Source organism: Micromonospora sp. USAFONa4 (genome assembly GCF_057197825.1).
Map to the genome: position 1 here is coordinate 5,501,651 of NZ_CM170072.1, position 17,856 is coordinate 5,519,506.

At 73.9% G+C, this 17,856-nt stretch carries 11 protein-coding genes; 9 read left to right on the forward strand and 2 right to left on the reverse strand.

Features of this window, described 5'->3' with window-relative positions:
- The first annotated feature begins 89 nt into the window (after nucleotides 1-89).
- The 3 genes from AC0OO9_RS24240 to AC0OO9_RS24250 all read left to right on the forward strand — a co-directional run bounded on the left by AC0OO9_RS24240 (nucleotide 90) and on the right by AC0OO9_RS24250 (nucleotide 4,881).
- Nucleotides 90-1,199: a DegT/DnrJ/EryC1/StrS family aminotransferase gene (locus tag AC0OO9_RS24240; protein WP_151454984.1), complete on the forward strand. Its 1,110-nt coding sequence runs from the start codon at nucleotides 90-92 to the stop codon at nucleotides 1,197-1,199.
- Nucleotides 1,196-2,233 carry a Gfo/Idh/MocA family protein gene (locus AC0OO9_RS24245; protein ID WP_366638948.1) on the forward strand — a complete coding sequence of 346 codons (1,038 nt, stop codon included), beginning with the start codon at nucleotides 1,196-1,198 and terminating at the stop codon, nucleotides 2,231-2,233. Before AC0OO9_RS24240 ends, AC0OO9_RS24245 begins: the two co-directional genes overlap by 4 nt.
- A gap of 83 nt (nucleotides 2,234-2,316) precedes the next feature.
- Complete coding sequence (locus AC0OO9_RS24250) at nucleotides 2,317-4,881, forward strand: glycosyltransferase family 4 protein (RefSeq protein ID WP_484512605.1); 2,565 nt, start codon at nucleotides 2,317-2,319, stop codon at nucleotides 4,879-4,881.
- A 138-nt stretch (nucleotides 4,882-5,019) separates the two neighbouring features.
- On the opposite strand, the gene AC0OO9_RS24255 is transcribed toward AC0OO9_RS24250, so the two are convergent.
- Nucleotides 5,020-6,195: an acyltransferase gene (locus AC0OO9_RS24255; protein ID WP_484512607.1), complete on the reverse strand. Its 1,176-nt coding sequence runs from the start codon at nucleotides 6,193-6,195 to the stop codon at nucleotides 5,020-5,022.
- Between the two features lie 231 nt (nucleotides 6,196-6,426).
- Here AC0OO9_RS24255 and AC0OO9_RS24260 point away from each other — a divergent pair, with 231 nt between their 5' ends.
- The gene (locus AC0OO9_RS24260; protein WP_484518031.1) at nucleotides 6,427-7,977 is read left to right on the forward strand and encodes a glycosyltransferase family 4 protein; all 1,551 of its coding nucleotides are present in this window, start codon (nucleotides 6,427-6,429) and stop codon (nucleotides 7,975-7,977) included.
- Nucleotides 7,978-8,007: 30 nt separating this feature from the next.
- Nucleotides 8,008-9,819 (forward strand): DUF6311 domain-containing protein, encoded by a 1,812-nt coding sequence (locus AC0OO9_RS24265; protein ID WP_484512608.1) that lies wholly within the window; start codon nucleotides 8,008-8,010, stop codon nucleotides 9,817-9,819.
- 15 nt (nucleotides 9,820-9,834) lie between these two features.
- On the opposite strand, the gene AC0OO9_RS24270 is transcribed toward AC0OO9_RS24265, so the two are convergent.
- Complete coding sequence (locus tag AC0OO9_RS24270) at nucleotides 9,835-11,166, reverse strand: hypothetical protein (protein ID WP_484512609.1); 1,332 nt, start codon at nucleotides 11,164-11,166, stop codon at nucleotides 9,835-9,837.
- Nucleotides 11,167-11,452: 286 nt separating this feature from the next.
- Here AC0OO9_RS24270 and AC0OO9_RS24275 point away from each other — a divergent pair, with 286 nt between their 5' ends.
- From AC0OO9_RS24275 to AC0OO9_RS24290, 4 genes are all read left to right on the forward strand, one after another.
- Nucleotides 11,453-13,024: a glycosyltransferase family 4 protein gene (locus AC0OO9_RS24275; RefSeq protein ID WP_484512611.1), complete on the forward strand. Its 1,572-nt coding sequence runs from the start codon at nucleotides 11,453-11,455 to the stop codon at nucleotides 13,022-13,024.
- Nucleotides 13,021-14,592, forward strand: a complete 1,572-nt coding sequence (locus tag AC0OO9_RS24280) for a glycosyltransferase family 2 protein (protein WP_484512613.1) — start codon at nucleotides 13,021-13,023, stop codon at nucleotides 14,590-14,592. Before AC0OO9_RS24275 ends, AC0OO9_RS24280 begins: the two co-directional genes overlap by 4 nt.
- Before the next feature lie 4 nt (nucleotides 14,593-14,596).
- Complete coding sequence (locus AC0OO9_RS24285) at nucleotides 14,597-15,880, forward strand: nucleotide sugar dehydrogenase (protein WP_484512614.1); 1,284 nt, start codon at nucleotides 14,597-14,599, stop codon at nucleotides 15,878-15,880.
- 175 nt (nucleotides 15,881-16,055) lie between these two features.
- Nucleotides 16,056-17,801, forward strand: a complete 1,746-nt coding sequence (locus AC0OO9_RS24290) for a CDP-glycerol glycerophosphotransferase family protein (RefSeq protein ID WP_484512616.1) — start codon at nucleotides 16,056-16,058, stop codon at nucleotides 17,799-17,801.
- The last annotated feature ends 55 nt before the right edge of the window (nucleotides 17,802-17,856 follow it).

A 17,856-nucleotide genomic window follows, 5' to 3' on the forward strand; every position in this document is an offset into this window, starting at 1 on the left:
GACCTCGTAGGTCTCGGCCTGATTCGCAACGGGCTAGTATCGCACCCCGAACCCCCACCCGAGCACCATCTGACACAGGAGGATGCCCCATGGCTGGGCCGCACCCAGAGTTCATTCCCCCAGCGCGGCCGATCATCGGCGACGCCGAGATCGAAGCGGCTGTCCGGGTGCTCCGCAGCGGCCGGGTGGTGCAGGGTCCCGAGGTCGCGGCCTTCGAGGAGGAGTTCGGCGAGCTGGTCGCCGGGCGGCACTGCGTCGCGGTGAACTCGGGCACCTCCGCCCTGCAGCTCACCCTCATGGCCCTGGGCTTCGGCCCGGGTGACGAGGTCATCGTGCCGTCGTTCTCCTTCGCGGCCAGCGCGAACGCCGTCCGGCTGGTCGGCGCCGAGCCGGTCTTCGTGGACATCGAGGCGGGCAGCTTCTGCCTCGACCCGGAGGCCGTCGCCGCCGCGGTCACCCCGCGCACCGTGGCGATCATGCCGGTCCACCTCTACGGTCACCCCGCCGCCATGGACCGGATCATGGCGATCGCGGAGCGGCACGGCCTGGCCGTCGTCGAGGACGCCGCCCAGGCGCACGGCGCCGCGCTGCACGGCACCCCGGTGGGGGCGTTCGGCACCGCCGGCTGCTTCAGCTTCTACCCCACCAAGAACATGCACGCCCTGGAGGGCGGCATGGTCAGCACCGGCGACGCCGAGCTGGCCCGCACCCTGCGGCTGCTGCGCAACCAGGGCATGGAGCAGCGCTACGCCAACGAGATCGTCGGCGCGAACATGCGGATGACCGACGTCGCCGCGGCCATCGGCCGGGTCCAGCTGGGCCAGCTCGGCGAGTGGACCGAGCAGCGCCGGGCGAACGCCAAGTTCCTCGACTCGAAGATCACCGGCATGGTCACCCCGCCGGTCGCCGACGCCGCCCGGCACGTCTACCACCAGTACACGGTGCGGGTGCAGGGCGACCGGGACGCCGCCCAGCAGCGCCTGACCGAGCTGGGCATCGGCAACGCCGTCTACTACCCGACCCCGATCCACCGGCTCAAGCCCTACCTGACCGAGGACGGCAAGCCCGGCCCCTGGGACCTGCCGGAGACCGAGCGCGCCGCCGCCGAGGTCGTCTCCCTGCCGGTGCACCCCTCGCTGACCGAGGCCGAGCTGGAGCGCATCGCCGAGGGTGCGAACCTGGCCGGGGGTGCCCGGTGAGCGCCGGCCGCAAGCTGCGCGCCGGCCTGATCGGCCTCGGCGCGATGGGCCGCAACCACGCCCGCGTCCTCGCCGGCCTGGACGGCGTCGAGCTGGTCGGCATCGTCGACCCGGCCGGCGACACCACCGGCACCCTGCGGGCGCCGGTCGTGCCCGAGCTCGGCGACCTGCTCGCCCTCGGCGTCGACTACGCGGTGGTGGCCTGCCCGACGGCGCTGCACGAGCAGGTCGGCCTGGAGCTGGCCGCCAACGGCGTCAGCGCCCTGATCGAGAAGCCCCTCGCGCAGAGCGTGGACGCGGCGGTGCGGCTCGTGGAGGCCTTCGAGGCCGCCGGCCTGGTGGCCGGGGTCGGGCACATCGAGCGTTACAACCCCGCCCTGCAGAACCTGCGTACCCGGCTGGAGGCGGGCGAGCTGGGCGAGGTCTACCAGGTCGTCACCCGTCGGCAGGGCCCCTTCCCGCACCGCATCGCCGACGTCGGCGTGGTGATGGACCTGGCCACCCACGACATCGACCTGACCAGCTGGGTGACCGGTCAGGAATACACCTCGGTGTCGGCCCGGACGGTGTCGCGCAGCGGCCGGCTGCACGAGGACATGGTCGCCGTGGTGGGGCAGCTCGCCGACGGCACCATGGTCAACCACCTGGTCAACTGGCTGAGCCCGCTCAAGGAGCGGTCCACGGTGATCACCGGTGACCGGGGCTGCTTCGTCGCCGACACCCTCACCGCCGACCTCACCTTCTACGCCAACGGCGCCATCGACACCGAGTGGGAGGCGCTGCGCGCGTTCCGCGGCGTCGCCGAGGGCGACATGGTGCGCTACGCGATCCCGAAGCGGGAGCCGCTGCTCGTCGAGCACGAGCGCTTCCGCGACGCGGTCGAGGGCAAGGAGAGCGACATCGTGACCCTGCGCCAGGGCCTGCGTACGGTCGAGGTGGCCGGCGCCGTCCTGCGCTCCGCGACCGACGGCAGCACGATCACCGTGGGGACGGGCACCGCGTCCCCGGCGGGGGACACCGTTCCCACCCGCTGACGATGGGCGACCGCGGTCCGCGTCCGGCGGGCCGCGGTCCGGCACCTCGCACCGCCAGCCCTCCTTCCACCTAAGGACAGCGCATGTCAACGCCCCGCCGAGCGCCGCGGCTCGTCGTACTGGTCGCCAACGGCATCACCGGCGACTCCCGCGTGCAGAAGACCGCCCTCGCCGCCGCCCGGGACGGCTGGGACGTGGTCCTGGTGGGCCGGAGCAGCCGCAAGAAGGGTGAGCCGGAGCGGTCCGCCATGGGACCGATCCAGGTCATCCGGGTGCCGGTGCCGCAGACCCTGTCCCGCCGGCCCGCCCGCGAGCACCGGATCCGCCGCACGCTGACGCAGTTCGGCATCCCGGACAAGTCCGCCCTGGCCCGCTACCGTGCCTCGCACCAGGCCTGGCTCCGGACGCAGACGGCGAAGCGCAACCCTCCGCCGCGCGCCTGGCTGCGGGCGCACGAGGCGGTGCACCAGTTCCGGCTACGGGCCTGGGGCTGGGAACAGTTCCACAGCACCCAGCCGCTGCCGCCGACCGGCGACTGGCGGACCGACTGGCCGACGCTTGTCGACATCGACCTGGCGTTCGGGCCGGTGCTGGAGGAGCTGGAGCCGGACGTCATCCACGCCAACGACATCAACACCATCCCGACGGCGGCGATGAGCGCCGCGCGGCTGCGGGCGCGCGGGCGCGGCTGCGTCTGGCTCTACGACGCCCACGAGTACGTGCAGGGCGTCGCCTGGCCCAAGCCGCAGCAGGCCAGTGGCGTGCGGGCCGCCGAGCGGGAGTTCATCGGCCGGGCCGACGCGGTGGTCACCGTCTCCGAGCAGATCGCGGAGAAGCTCCAGGCCGAGTACGGGCTGCCGAAGACCCCGTTGGTGGTGGGAAACTCGCCGGTGCGCGAGGGCATCCGCAGCGGCGCCGTGACCGCCTCCGTGCGGGAGCGCGCCGGCGTCGCCGAGGGCGTGCCGCTGATGGTGTACGCGGGCTGGATCGGCAAGGAACGCGGGCTGGACACCGTCATCGCGGCGCTGCCGCAGCTGCCGGAGCACCACCTGGCCCTGGTCAGCGGCCGGATGACCCCGCTGCTGGAGGACCTGCTCGCCCGCGCCGAGGCGACCGGCACGCGGGACCGGGTGCACGTGGTTCCCTACGTCGCGCCGTACGAGGTCGCCGACTACCTCAGCTCCGCCGACCTCGGCCTGATCCCGTTCCAGCGGACCCCGAACTGCGAGCTGTCCCTGCCGACGAAGGTCTCCGAGTACCTGCACGCCGGCCTTCCCCTGGTCACGAGCGACGTGCAGGTGGTCCGGGCGTTCGTCGAGGGGCACGACATCGGGGAGACCTTCACCTCCGGCGACGTGGCGGGCTTCGTGGCGGCGACGCGGCGGGCCACCGCCCGCCGGGCCGAGCTGGCCGCGCACATCAGCGAGTCGATCCTCGACGAGCTGTCCTGGGAGCGGCAGAGCAGCAAGCTGCTCCAGCTCTACCGGGACCTCTCCGGCGTCGCGCCGGCCGGCCCGCGCGAGGTGCCCTGGACGGTGCAGGAGCGTCCGGTCACCGCGCCGTCGACGGGCACGGCCGAGCCGCGGCCCCTGGGCGGCTGGCGCGAGATCGGTGACACGCCGATCCGCCTCGGCCTCGGCCCGGCCAACTACGCCGGTCAGGCCGCGGCCTTCGCCAGGGCCATCTGCCGGGACAACGCCGACGTGTCGGTGCAGGTGGTGATGAACAAGCTGCCCGGCTCGTTCGACTACCCGGCCGACGTCTACCTCGACTCGTTGCGCCAGCCGGAGCTCGACTTCCAGCTGGAGCAGGTCAACCGGGTGCTCAGCCAGTACACCCACGTGCTGGTGGACGCGTTCATGCCGCTGTTCGGCCAGCTCAACGGCGACAACATCGAGGGTGACCTGCCGGCGTTGCACAAGGCCGGGATCAAGGTCGCGCTGCTGGCGCACGGCAGCGAGATCCGGCACCCGGACCGCCACCAGCAGCGCCACGAGTTCTCCCTGTTCACCGACGCTCCCAACGGGATCGCGGCGAAGCTGCGGAAGAAGGCCGAGCGCAACCGGCGGGTGGCCGAGGAGTCCGGGCTGCCGGCCTTCGTGACCACGCCCGATTTGCTGGAGGACCTGCCCTGGGCGACGTGGGCCCCGCTGGTGGTGGACGTCGACGCGTGGGCCTGCGACCGGCCGGTGATGCAGCGGTCCCGCCCGCTGGTGCTGCACGCGCCGTCCAAGCGGTGGACCAAGGGCACCGACCGGATCCTGCCGGCGATGCAGGCCCTGCACGACCGGGGCGTCATCGAGCTGCGGCTGGCCGAGGGGGTCGCCTGGGCGGAGATGCGCGAGCTGGTCCGCGACTGCGACCTGGTGCTCGACCAGTTCACCACCGGCAGCTTCGGCACCTTCGCCGTGGAAGCGATGGCCGCCGGCAAGCCGGTGGTGGCCTACCTCAGCGAGCAGGTCACCAAGACCGTCGGCGGCGACCTGCCGATCGTCAACGCCACCCCGACCAACCTCACCTCGGTCGTGGAGTCCCTGCTCGACGACCGGGACGCGACCGCGAAGATCGGCCTGGCCTCCGCCGAGTACGCCCGCACCTACCACGACGGCACCTGGACGGCCCGGCAGCTCACCTCGTTCCTCCGCTGACACGACGCGCCCACGGCCGCCCGTCCCCCGCCCACCGCGGGAGGCGGGCGGCCGTCGGCGTGATGGCCACGTCCGACAGGCGGCGGCCCGGACGATCACAGTCGTCCGGGCCGCCGTCGGTGCTCGCGGTGGGGGCGGTCAGAAGACCGCGCGGACGTACGGGATCTTCGACGCCAGCATGGAGACGGCGAAGGAGATCACCAGCACGGCCGGGTAGGTCAGCCCGATGACCACCAGCGACCGGCCGGCCTCCACGTCGGGGATGAGCTGCCGGAAGACCTCGAAGACCAGCAGGTGGATCAGGAACACCCCGAACGAGGCGTCGGAGAGGCGCGTCACCAGGCGGCCCACGGCGGGGCGCCAGGTGACCCGGGACCCGATACTCACCGAGGCCATGAAGATCAGCAGGGTGGCGGCGGCGACCAGGGTGCCGGTCGCCATCACCGGGAAGGTGGCCTGGAGCAGGCGGTGCTCGGGCGCCACCCCGAACTGCCAGATCGCCTCGGCCAGCAGCAGACCGGCGCCGAGCAGGGCGAGCGCCGTCCAGAGCCGGTTGAGCACCACCCGGCGCAGGGCCCAGCCGGCGATGAAGAAGCCGACGTACGGCCACCACCGGTTCCAGCTGGTCAGGATGTTCGGCCGGGAGTCGCCAAGCATCAGGGCGATGCCGGGGATCATGTACGCCACCATGGTCCAGCCCAGCGCCACCCCTGCGGTGACCAGCGCGCGGTGCCGCCCGCCGGCGTGCAGGAACGGCGCGATGACGGGCGCGAGCACGTAGAGCCCGGCGATCAGCCAGAGGAAGTACAGCGCGGTGAAGACCTTGCCGTCGATCAGCAGCCGGGTGAGCAGGGTGAGGGTCACCTCCTCGCCCCGCATCGCCATCCGCACCACGACCACGTACACCACGTGCCAGACGATCATGGCGGGGAGGATCCGGGCGAACCGCTTGCGGTAGAACGCGGCCGGGCCAGCCCGGTGCGCCCGCGGATCGAGCACGAACGCCCCGCTGATCATGATGAACGCGGGCACGGTCCAGATCGCCCCGATGTCGATCGCGGTCGCGACCCACCAGCCGAGGTTGCCGCGCAGGTCGTCCTGGCCGACGATGACGCCGAAGACGTGGATCGCCACCACGCCGCAGATCGCCACGACCCGCAGCGCGTCCAGCCCGTACTCGCGCGGCGGTGGTCCGCCGGTCCGGCCCTCCGGGTGCGCGGTGGCGACGGCGCCGTCCGACCGGGGCGGGGCCGGCGACGGTGCGGGGCCGGCCCCGACGGCCGGCGCGACGTTGACAGGGTGGGAGGCGGTCACCGGGCCATGCTAGTGCCCCGGGCGGGGGTGTCCGCCGACGCCGCCGCAGCCGGTGGGTCGACCGCCGCGCGACGGCCGTCGACCGCCCCGGCGCACCGGGAGCGTGGCGTCCGGGCGGCCGCCGCTGCCGTACACTCGCCGGGGCCCGACGGGGCCGTACGGACGGAGGAGACACCCATGACCGACGGCGCCGCCGGACCGGCCACCCCCGCCACCCGGGGTCGGGTGGTCATGCTCGTGGACAACGCCGTCGAGGGCGACTCCCGGGTGCAGAAGACCGCCGCCTCGGCCGCCGAGGCCGGCTGGGACGTGGTCCTGCTGGGCCGCTCGGCCACCGGCAAGGTCAAGACCTGGCAGCTCGGCGGGGCCGAGGTCCGGCTGCTGCCGATGACCACCTCGCTCGCCCGGGCGCCGCACGAGTTCCGCCGCCACTGGGTGCGCGGCCCGCTGGCGTACCCGCCCACCGGCATCGCCGCCCGGCGCGAGCAGGAGGTGCGCGCCCGCCGCGCCGACCTGGAGGCGCGGCTCGGCGCGCTGAGCCAGGCCCGGGGGGAGGGGCGCTCCTCCGCCGGGCTGACCCTGAGCCGGCAGTTGCTGCGCGGTGAGCTGCTGGCGACGAAGGTGTCGCGCCGCTGGGTGTCGCTGCGGCGCCGTCAGCTCAACCGGGCGCAGGAGGCACGCAAGGGCCTGGCCACGCCGGTCGACCAGCTCTACACCAAGTTCTGGCAGACGGTGGCCGGCGACCGCGCCTGGCGCCGGCTCGACCCGGAGCTGTGGGACTTCGAGCTGGCGTACGGGCCGGTGGTCGACAAGCTGCGGCCGGACCTGATCCACGCCAACGACTTCCGCATGCTCGGGGTCGGCGCGCGGGCCAAGCTGCGGGCCGCCGCCAAGGGCCGGCGCGTCGCGCTGGTCTGGGACGCCCACGAGTTCCTGCCCGGCATCCGGCGCTGGAACGACAGCCCCCGGTGGCTGCCGGCCAACACGGCCCACGAGCGGGAGTACGCCCCGTACGCCGACGCGGTGCTCACCGTCTCCGACGGGCTGGCCGACCTGCTGCGCGAGCGGCACCACCTGCCCGAGCAGCCCACCGTCGTGCTGAACACCCCGAGCAGCGCGGACGCGGCGGGCGGCGGCGACGGGGTGCCCGACATCCGCCAGCTCTGCGGGATCGGGCCGGACGTGCCGCTGCTGGTCTACAGCGGTGCCGCCGCGGAACAGCGGGGCCTCGGCATCATGGTCGAGGCGCTCACCGAGCTGCCCGGCGCGCACGTGGCGCTGGTGGTGCCCCGCCCCGCCGCCCCGTACGTGAAGGGGTTGGTGGTGCGGGCGGGTGAGTTGGGGGTGGCTGAGCGGGTGCACGTGTTGTCGTACGTGCCGCATCATCAGGTGGTGCCGTTCTTGTCGGGGGCTTCGGTGGGGGTCATTCCGATTCATCATTGGCCGAATCATGAGATTGCGTTGATCACGAAGTTCTTCGAGTATTCGCATGCGCGGTTGCCGCTGGTGGTCAGTGATGTGCGGACGATGGCGGAGACGGTGCGGTCGACGGGGCAGGGTGAGGTGTTCCGGGCGGAGGATGTGGGGGACTTCGTGCGGGTGGTGCGTGCGGTGTTGGGGGATCCGGGGCGTTATCGGGAGGCGTACGAGCGTCCGGGGTTGTTGGAGTCGTGGACGTGGGAGGCGCAGGCGCGGGTGCTCGACGGCGTCTACTCCCGGCTGCTGCCCGACCACCCGCCCGCTCCGACGCACCCCCCGGCGCCCGGAGCGGAGGCACCGTGAAGCGTGTCGCCATGAGTAGGATCGGGCACCGTGACCGCAGCGCATCCCCCGGCGACAGACCTCTCCACCGACGCCGCCGAGGAGCGCGCGCCGGCTGATCCGCCCCGGGAGTCCCGCCGGCGCCGGCCGGACCTCCTCGCCGTGCTCGTCCTTCTCGCCGGCGCGCTCTGGGTGACCGCCCGGGGCTGGCGCGACGTGCACGGCCGGGTGCTCGGCGCGCAGCCGGCGGACCAGGACTTCAACGAGTGGATGCTGGCCCACGCGGCGCACGCGGTGGCCAACCTGGAGAACCCGTTCTTCACGACGTTGCAGAACGCGCCGGACGGCGTGAACCTGATGACCAACGTGGGCATCCAGCTGCCCGGCATCCTGCTGGCGCCGGTCACCCTGCTCGGCGGCGCCTCGCTGTCCTACCTGGTGCTGATGACCCTCAACCTCGCGGGCACCGGCTTCGCCTGGTACTGGGTGCTCTCCCGGCACGTGGTCGGCAACCGCGCGGCGGCGCTGGTCGGCGCCGCCTGCTGCGCCTTCGCGCCGGCCCTGATCTCGCACAGCAACGGTCACCCGCACATCACCGCGCAGTGGCTGGTCCCGCTCATCGTGTGGCGGGTGGCCCGGCTCACCCGCGGCGGGCGCCCGCTGCGCGACGGGCTCATCCTCGGCGCGCTGGTCTCCGCGCAGTTCTTCGTCAGCGTCGAGATCCTCTTCATCCTCGCCCTGGCCTGCGTGATGGCGCTGCTGGGCCACGTGCTGTTCCGGCCCCGGGCGGCGCTGGCCGCGGCTCCCCGGGCGCTGGCCGTGCTGGGTGTCGCCGGCGCGCTGACCCTGCTTGTGACGGCGTACCCGCTCTGGATGCAGTTCCTCGGCCCGCAGCACCGCAGCGGACACCCCACCGACCCCGACAAGTACGCCCTGCGGCTCGCCTCCTACTTCAGCTACGCGACCGAGTCGCTCGGCGGCGGCCCGCAGGGTGACCGCCGGCTGGCCGCCAACGTGACCGAGGAGGCCAGCTTCTACGGCTGGCCGCTGGTGCTGGTGGCGGTCGCCGCGGTGGCCTGGCTGCGCCGGGAGCACCTGGTCCGGGTGCTGGGGTTCACCGCGGTGCTGGCGGCGCTCTTGTCGCTGGGCAACACGATCAACTGGGCGGTCCGCGGGCCCGGGGTCCCCGGGCCGTTCCGGCTGTTGAACGGCCTGCCGGTGGTCGACGCGATGGTGGTGGCCCGCTTCGCCCTGATCACCACGGCCGCCCTCGGGGTGCTCGTGGCGATCGTGGTGGACCGGCTGCTCTCCGGCCGGGTCCCGGCCCGGGTGGGCGTCGTGCCGGTCCGGCCGCTGGTCGCGGTGGCGCTGGCCGTCGCGCTGGTGCCGCTGCTGCCGACCCCACTGCCGGCCGTGGGCCGCCCGGAGGTGCCCGACTTCGTCACCGCCGGCGGGTGGCGGGAACACGTCGCGCCCGGGCGGACGCTCGTGCCGGTACCCGTGGAGAACATGACCTCGGTGCGCTGGGGCGCCGCCGCGGGAGTCGGCTTCGCCGTGCCGCAGGGCTACTTCCTCGGACCGACCTCGCCCACCGACGACACCGGCCGGTGGGGCGTGGATCCCCGGCCCACCGCGGTCCTGCTGACCCAGGTGGCCACCGGGGAACGCCCGGCCCCGGTCACCATCACCCCCGCGGAACGCGCGCAGGCGGAGCTGGACGTGCGGCACTGGCGGGCGGACGCCGTGGCGCTGCCCCGGCATCCCCGCGCCGAGGCGCTCCGCGCGGTGCTGGACGCGTGCTTCGGTCCGGGCCGCCGCGTCGACGACGTCTGGCTCTGGGACGTCCGACCGCTGACCCGCTGAGCGCCCGGGCGGTCCCTACTCCGAGGGCTGCCGCCCCGGCCCGCCCGCCGTGTCCGGCCCGCCCGCCGTGTCCGGCCCGCCCGCCGTGTCCGGCCCGCCCGCCGTGTCCGGCCCGACCGCCGGGGCGGGCCGGGCGGGTCTGCCCAGCAGCATGGCGAGGCCGACCACCACCGGCAGCCAGATGACCAGGACCAGCCGGTCCGCCTCGGACTCCTTGGGGTGGGCCACCAGCGTGAGCAGTCCGGTCGCCCCGGCCGTGGCGAAGAGCAGCGCGGCCCGACCGGGCAGCGCCCGGAACAGGGCGGCGAAGCCGACCAGGAGCAGGGCCAGGAACGGCGAGGCGGCCAGCGGCGCGCCCCCGTTCCACCAGGCGTTGAGCTGGGCCGGCCAGAAGTCCCGGTTCAGCTCCACCAGCCGGGGCCACGGGTCGGGCACGTCCGGCCGGGTGAAGTGCACGGTGAACTTGTCCTGGAGCGTCTCCGCCGCGCCGGGGATGTCCAGCGCGGCGCTGAGGCCGAGCCAGACCGCCGTGGCCACGCCGCAGGCGGCGGTGAGCACGACCAGCCCCGGCTCCCAGCCGGCCCGGCGGCGGGCCAGGGTCAGCGCGCCGAGCACCGCCGTCAGCGCGCCCGACAGCAGCAGGCCGGTCGCCGGCCGGGTGACGGTCGAGGCGAGCAGCCCGGCCAGCACCGCGCCGCCGAGCAGGAGCCGGCCGCGCGTCGGGCCGCCCGGCCGCAGCAGGGGTACGGCGGCGCAGAGCGCGGCCAACGCGAACGCCGTCGCGCCGGCCTCGGCCAGCAGCCGGCTCAGCCAGAACCCGGTGGGCAGGAGGAAGAGCAGCGCGGTGGCCGCCAGCGAGCTGACCAGGCCACCGCCGAGCAGCCGGACCGCCAGGGCCGCCAACACGCCGGCCAGCACGGCGAGCGCGGCGGTGGCCAGCACCATTCCCCGCTCCCCGAAGGCCAGCACGAACGGTGCCACGGTCAGCGAGTAGCCGGGCCGGGTGGTGAAGATCCGTTGGTAGCGCGGGGGCATGCTGGCGGCCCACTGCCGGGTGGCGGCGACGCAGGAGACACCCGGGCGCGGGCTCGGCATGCCCTGGCGGCAGACCAGCCGGGCGGCGAACCGGTCCGCCTCGGCGGACGGCGTGCCGGTCATGGTGACCGCCTGCCGGGCGTACCAGTAGGTGTCCGGGTAGGCGTGCTGCGGCGCGGTCTCCCAGCGGGCCACCCACAGCAGGCTGCCGAGCGCGGCGGCGGCGAGCAGGCCGAGCACCAGCCGGACGCGGGCCCGGCGGGCGTCCGGCGCGGCCACCGGCGCGCCACCGAGGTTTTGGCTACTCGACATCTCGCCCTACTTCCGGCGGAAGGTATCCGGCTGACAGTTTCCTCGCGCGGAGCGCGCAACGACGCGGTCGGCGCCGGGACGGACAGCGGGGAGGGTACGCTCCGGGGCGCGCGGAGGCGAAGTCGACCCGCGCTTTCCCACATCCATGGTGCGAGGGTGCCGGCCGGCGGTCTCGTACAATCGCTCGGGATCCGGGCCGGGTGACCCGGCCGGACAGCACCGGGCAGAGGCGGAGTAGCAGACGATGGGGCTGAACGGCGGCGCCGGCGCCCGGGGGCGTGTTGTCATGCTTGTCGACAACGGGGTCAACGGTGACTCCCGGGTACAGAAGGCCGCCCGTTCGGCCGCCGACGCCGGCTGGGAGGTCGTCCTGCTCGGCCGCACAGCCGCCGGGCGCGAACAGAGCTGGCACCTCGGCGACGCCGAGGTGCGCCTGCTGCCGATGCCCGAGCCGCTGGCCAAGCGCCGGCACGAGTTCCGCCGCGGCTGGCTGCGCTGGCCGCTGGCGTACCCGCCCACCGGGATCGCCGCGCACCGCAGCCAGGCGATGAAGGCCTGGCGGGCGGACCTGACCTTCCGGCGGGCCGCCCTGACGGTGGCCGCGCGCGCCGGTGGCGCCGGCCGCCCGTCACCGCTGCGGTGGCACGCGCTGCGCGCGGAGGAGCTGGTCGCCGGGGCGACCCGCCGCTGGGTCTCGTTCCGCCACTGGCAGCTCACCCGGTCCCGGCACGGCCGGAAGAAGCTGGACGGGCCGCTGGACCGGGCGTACACCAGGTTCTGGCAGGCCGTGCAGGGCGACGGCGCCTGGCGGCGGCTGGAGCCGGGGCTGTGGGACTACGAGCTGGCCTACGGCCCGACGGTCGACGAACTGCGGCCGGACCTGATCCACGCCAACGACTTCCGCATGCTGGGGGTGGCCGCGCGGGCCAAGCTGCGGGCCGCCGCCAAGGGCCGGCGGGTCGCGGTCGTCTGGGACGCCCACGAGTACCTGCCCGGCGTGCAGGCGTGGCGCGACAACGTCCGGTGGCTGCCGGGCAACATGGCGCACGAGCGGGAGTTCGTGCCGTACGCGGACGCGGCGACGACCGTCTCCGGCGGGCTGGCCGACCTGTTGCAGCAGGAGCACGGCCTGGCCGAACGGCCGGAGGTCGTGCTCAACGCCCCCTCGCTGGCCGAGCTGCCCGGCCCCGGTGACGAACCCGCGCCGGACATCCGCCAGCTCTGCGGGATCGGGCCCGACGTGCCGCTGCTGGTCTACAGCGGTGTCGCCGCCGCGCGGCGGGGCCTCGACGTCATGGTCGAGGCGCTGCCGCAACTGCCCGGGGCGCACGCCGCCTTCGTGGTCAACAAGCCCGACTCCGCGTACGTGAAGGGGTTGGTGGTGCGGGCGGGTGAGTTGGGGGTGGCTGAGCGGGTGCACGTGTTGTCGTACGTGCCGCATCATCAGGTGGTGCCGTTCTTGTCGGGGGCTTCGGTGGGGGTCATTCCGATTCATCATTGGCCGAATCATGAGATTGCGTTGATCACGAAGTTCTTCGAGTATTCGCATGCGCGGTTGCCGTTGGTGGTCAGTGATGTGCGGACGATGGCGGAGACGGTGCGGTCGACGGGGCAGGGTGAGGTGTTCCGGGCGGAGGATGTGGGGGACTTCGTGCGGGTGGTGCGTGCGGTGTTGGGGGATCCGGGGCGTTATCGGGAGGCGTACGAGCGTCCGGGGTTGTTGGAGTCGTGGACGTGGGAGGCGCAGGCGCGGGTGCTCGACGGCGTCTACTCCCGGCTGCTGCCCGCCGGTCGCGGTGCCGGCGGTGACGACACCACCCCGGGCGCCGAGCCGCCAGCCCTGCGGGTCGGCGCGTGACCACGCCCGACGTGACGGTGGTGACGGCCGTCTACAACACGATGCCGGACCTGACCCGGTGCCTGACCTCCCTGGTGGAGCAGACCATCGGGCTGGACCGGCTGGAGGTCGTCGCGGTCGACGACGGCTCCACCGACGGCAGCGGCGCCGAGCTGGACCGCTTCGCGGCGGCGTACCCGGGCACCGTGAAGGTGCTGCACCAGGCGAACTCGGGCGGCCCCGCCGCCCCCAGTAACCGCGCGCTGGAGCACGCCACCGGCCGCTACGTCCTGTTCATCGGCGCCGACGACCACCTCGGGCCGGAGGCGCTGGCCCGGATGGTCGCCGCGGCCGACGAGTGGGGCTCCGACGTGCTGCTCGGCCGGATGGTCGGGGTCAACGAACGCTACGTGCACCAGGCGATCTTCGAGAGCACCCGGGCCGAGGTGGACCTCTTCTCCTCCGCGCTGCCGTTCGCCCTGTCGAACACCAAGCTGTTCCGGCGCGACCTGATCGAGAAGTACGCGCTGCGCTACCCGGAGGACATGCCGGTCGGCAGCGACCAGCCGTTCACCCTGGAGGCGTGCCTGCGGGCCGGGCGCATCTCGGTGCTCGCCGACTACGACTACTACTACGCGGTCAAGCGGCTCAACGCCGGCAACATCACCTACCGCAGCAACCACCTCGCCCGGCTGCGCGGCGTCGAGCGCGTCGTCGAGGTGGTGGCGGAGCTCATCGAGCCCGGTGAGCGGCGCGACGCGGTGCTGTACCGGCACTTCACCTGGGAGATCGCCAAGCTGCTCCAGGACGACTTCCTGACGCTGGAGCCCGACGTCCAGGAGCAGGTCCGCGCGGGCGTGGCCAACCTGGCCCGCAAGCACCTCACGGACCCCATCCGGGACCGGCTGGGCGTCACCGCCCGGGTGCGCATCGGCGCCGCCTGGCTCGGGTCGCTCGCCGACCTGCGGGCGGTGATCAGGCAGGACGTCGAGGAAGGGCTGCCGCCCACGGTGGTGCAGGACGAGCGCTGGTACGCCCTGTACCCTGGCTTCGGCGACCCCCGTTCCGCCCTGTCCGAGGAGTGGTTCGAGGTCAGCCGGTCCGACCCCAAGTGGCTCGCCCGGCTGGAGGCGGTCTCCGCGACCTGGTCCCCCGACCGGGGCGGGGAGAGGACGCTGACGGTCGTCGCGCGCAGCCCCTGGCCGGAGCTCGCCGAGCTCGCCGACGGCGGGCTCACCTTCAAGGTGGGTTCGGCCGCCGGCACGGTCACCGGCCTGACGGAGGACCCGCTGGGGACCACCGTCCGGGTCACGTTCCGGGCCGTCGACCTGCTCGCCGGCCTCCCTCAGGGAGGCCGGACCCGGACCGTCCGGGTCACCGCCGTGGCGGCCGGGGAGAGCGGTTCCACCCCGCTGCGCGGGCCACGTCCGCCGGTCCGGCAGCGGGTGCTCCACCGGCACGGCGGACAGCTGTACGTGTTCACCACGACCACGAACCACAAGGGCCACCTGGTGATCGCCGTCTCGCCGGTGACACTGCGCCGGGTGGTGGCCCGCCTGCGACGCAGGCTTCCACTAGGAGGAAAGTAGTTCCATGAACATCTGCGTCGTCGCGCTGGGGAAGATCGGTCTGCCGCTCGCCGTGCAGTTCGCCACGAAGGGCCACCGGGTGATCGGTGCCGACGTCTCCGAGCGGGTCGTCGGGCTGGTAAACGACGGGGCGGTGCCCTTCCCGGGCGAGACCGACCTGGACGTCAAGCTCAAGGAGACCGTCGCCGCCGGGCTGCTGAGCGCCACCACCGACACCGCCGCCGCGGTCGCCGAGTCCGAGGCGGTCGTGGTGGTCGTGCCGCTCTTCGTGGACGCCGAGGGCGTGCCGGACTTCGGCTGGATGGACGACGCGACCCGCGCCATCGCCGCCGGCCTCAAGCCGGGCACCCTCGTCAGCTACGAGACCACCCTGCCGGTCGGCACCACCCGTAACCGCTGGGCGCCGATGCTCGAGGAGGGCTCGGGGCTGACCGCAGGCAAGGACTTCCACCTGGTCTTCAGCCCCGAGCGGGTGCTCACCGGGCGGGTCTTCGCCGACCTGCGCCGCTACCCGAAGCTGGTCGGCGGCGTCGACGAGGCGTCGGCGGAGCACGGCATGCGCTTCTACGAGGCGGTGCTGGACTTCGACGAGCGGCCCGACCTGGAGCAGCCCAACGGCGTCTGGGACCTCGGCTCCGCCGAGGCGTCCGAGCTGGCCAAGCTGGCCGAGACCACCTACCGGGACGTCAACATCGGGCTGGCCAACCAGTTCGCCCGCTTCGCCGACACCGTCGGCGTGGACGTCACCAAGGTCATCGCGGCGTGCAACACCCAGCCGTACAGCCACATCCACCAGCCGGGCATCGCGGTCGGCGGGCACTGCATCCCGATCTACCCCCGGATGTACCTGTGGAACGACCCGGCGGCCACCGTCGTCCGCTCGGCCCGCGAGGCCAACGCGGCCATGCCGGAGTACGCGGTGGACCTGCTCGCCGCCGCCTACGGCGACCTGACCGACGTCGGGGTGCTGGTGCTGGGCGCCGCCTACCGGGGCGGGGTCAAGGAGACCGCCTTCTCCGGTGTCTTCCCGACCGTGGACGCGCTGCGGCGGCGGGGCGCCCGGCCGTACGTCTCGGACCCGATGTACACCGCCGAGGAACTCACCGCGCACGGCCTGCCGCCGTACGACGGTGAGCCGCTCGGCGCCGCCGTCGTGCAGGCGGACCACGCGGAGTACCGCACCCTCAGCCCGGCCGACCTGCCCGGCGTGACCGTCCTGGTCGACGGCCGCCGGGTCACCGACCCGGCCCGCTGGGCCGGCGTGCGGCGGGTGGTCATCGGCGGCTGATCCGCCGTCGCGTCACGGGGCCCCGGTCGACAACGGCCGGGGCCCCGTCGCGTCGAGCGGGGTGCCGCCGTGGCCCGCTGGTGGGCTGCGCGACACCCCGGCAATACTCGAAGGACATGCCACGTTAAGGTCGCACCTGCCCGGATTCGCCGGTGATCGATAGGGGAGTGTGTCTTTGTTCAGCAAACTGCGCAGGCAGCCGGACGCCGGCCTCATCGGCGCGCTACTGCTGTCGTACGCCGTCATGGTGCTGGCCGGGGCCCTCGGCTGGATGATCCCCCTCGCGGTCGCCGGACTGGCCGTGGCCGCCGGTGAACTCACCCTGCTGCGCCGGCCGGCCGGCGGGGAACTGCTGGACAAGGCCGGGATCGGCAGCCTGTACCGGCACCTGGCCCGGGACCTGGCGGTCGTCCTGCTGATCGTCACGACGGTCCGCCCCGGCCCGACGGCGCTGGTCCTGGTGCTGCTGCTGCCCGCGGCGCTGCTGGCGCTCGCCCTCGGCACGGGGGTGCTGGCGCGCCTCGGCGAGCGGGGCGCCGCCGCCGTCGCCTTCGTCCGCAACATCGAGGTCGGGCGGTCCTCCGGGGCGCCCCGGCCGCCGGCCTGGGCCGTCGCCGTCGAGGGCGACCGGCTGCCCCTGCTCAACCTGGCGCTGTTGCCGGCGGCCGTGGTCGCGGTGCTGGCCGACGACGTGGCGCCGGTGGTGCTCACCGCGGCGGTCACCCTGGTGGCGGGGGCGCTGGTCGCCGCAGTGCTCGCGCTGACCTGGCTGCGCGGGCGCGGCCGGGCCACGTCGGCGCTGCCGGCGGTGCAGCGCTGGCTGGCCCGCGAGCAGCCGGATCTGGCGCTCTACTTCGCCGGCCCGGTCAAGGACGTCTACCAGGCCAACATGTGGCTCGCCCCGGTCGAGGCGACGGGCCGGCGGGCCGTGGTGCTGATGCGCCAGGAGGAGGCGTTCCGGGCGCTCGCCGACACCCGCCTGCCGGTGATCTGCGTACCCGCCGGCACCGACTTCATGAACCTCGAACTGGGCAGCCTCCGGGCCGCCCTCTACGTGGCGAACGTGGGCGCCAACATCCACCTGCTGCGCGAGCCGGGCGTGAAGCACGTCTTCGTCGGCCACGGCGACAGCGACAAGCAGGCCAGCGTCAACCCCTACAGCAAGGTGTACGACGAGGTCTGGGTGGCCGGTCCGGCGGGGCGGGAACGCTACGCCCTCAGCGGCGTCGGCGTGCTCGACCGCGACATCGTCGAGATCGGCCGGCCGCAGCTGGCCGGCGTGCACACCTTCGGCTCGACGGCCACGGAGCGGCCGTTCACCGTGCTCTACGCCCCGACCTGGGAGGGCTGGCTGGAGGAGGAGGTCTACCACACCTCCGTGGTGCTGATGGGCGAGCGGATCGTCGCCGGCCTGCTGGCGACCCCCGGGGTGCGGGTGATCTACAAGCCGCACCCGCTCACCGGCAGCCGGTCGGCGAAGGCCCGATCGGCCAACGACAGGATCGTCCGTCGGATCCGGGCCGCCGGCGGGCAGAGCGACGCGACCTCACTGGCCGGCGACGCGCACCTCGTGGTCACCGGCCGGGCGCCGGGGCTGTTCGACTGCTTCAACCAGACCGACCTGCTGGTCAGCGACATCTCCAGCGTGGTCTCGGACTTCATGCAGAGCCAGCGGCCGTACGTCGTGGCGAATCCGGCCGGGCTGCCCGAGGACGAGTTCCGCCGCCGGTATCCGACGGCGCGGGCCGCGTACCTGCTCGGTGCGGACTGCGGGGAGCTGCCGAAGATCGTCGCGGTGACCCGGGCCGGTGACGACCCGATGACCGAGGCGCGTCGGGAGCTGAAGACGTACCTGCTGGGCCCGGACGAGCCGAACGCGATGGACCGGTTCCGGGCGGAGGTCGACCGGCTCTGCGGCTGACGCGTCGACGCGGGGGCGGTGTCCGGTGGTGCCGGTCACCGCCCCCGCGCCGTCC

What these genes read in the sequence shown, in the direction of transcription:
- AC0OO9_RS24240 (WP_151454984.1), top strand. Translation starts at nt 90, where the DNA reads ATGGCTGGGCCGCACCCAGAGTTCATTCCCCCAGCGCGGCCGATCATC.
- AC0OO9_RS24250 (WP_484512605.1), top strand. Translation starts at nt 2,317, where the DNA reads ATGTCAACGCCCCGCCGAGCGCCGCGGCTCGTCGTACTGGTCGCCAAC.
- AC0OO9_RS24260 (WP_484518031.1), top strand. Translation starts at nt 6,427, where the DNA reads ATGCTCGTGGACAACGCCGTCGAGGGCGACTCCCGGGTGCAGAAGACC.
- AC0OO9_RS24270 (WP_484512609.1), bottom strand. Translation starts at nt 11,166, where the DNA reads ATGTCGAGTAGCCAAAACCTCGGTGGCGCGCCGGTGGCCGCGCCGGAC.
- AC0OO9_RS24275 (WP_484512611.1), top strand. Translation starts at nt 11,453, where the DNA reads ATGCTTGTCGACAACGGGGTCAACGGTGACTCCCGGGTACAGAAGGCC.
- AC0OO9_RS24285 (WP_484512614.1), top strand. Translation starts at nt 14,597, where the DNA reads ATGAACATCTGCGTCGTCGCGCTGGGGAAGATCGGTCTGCCGCTCGCC.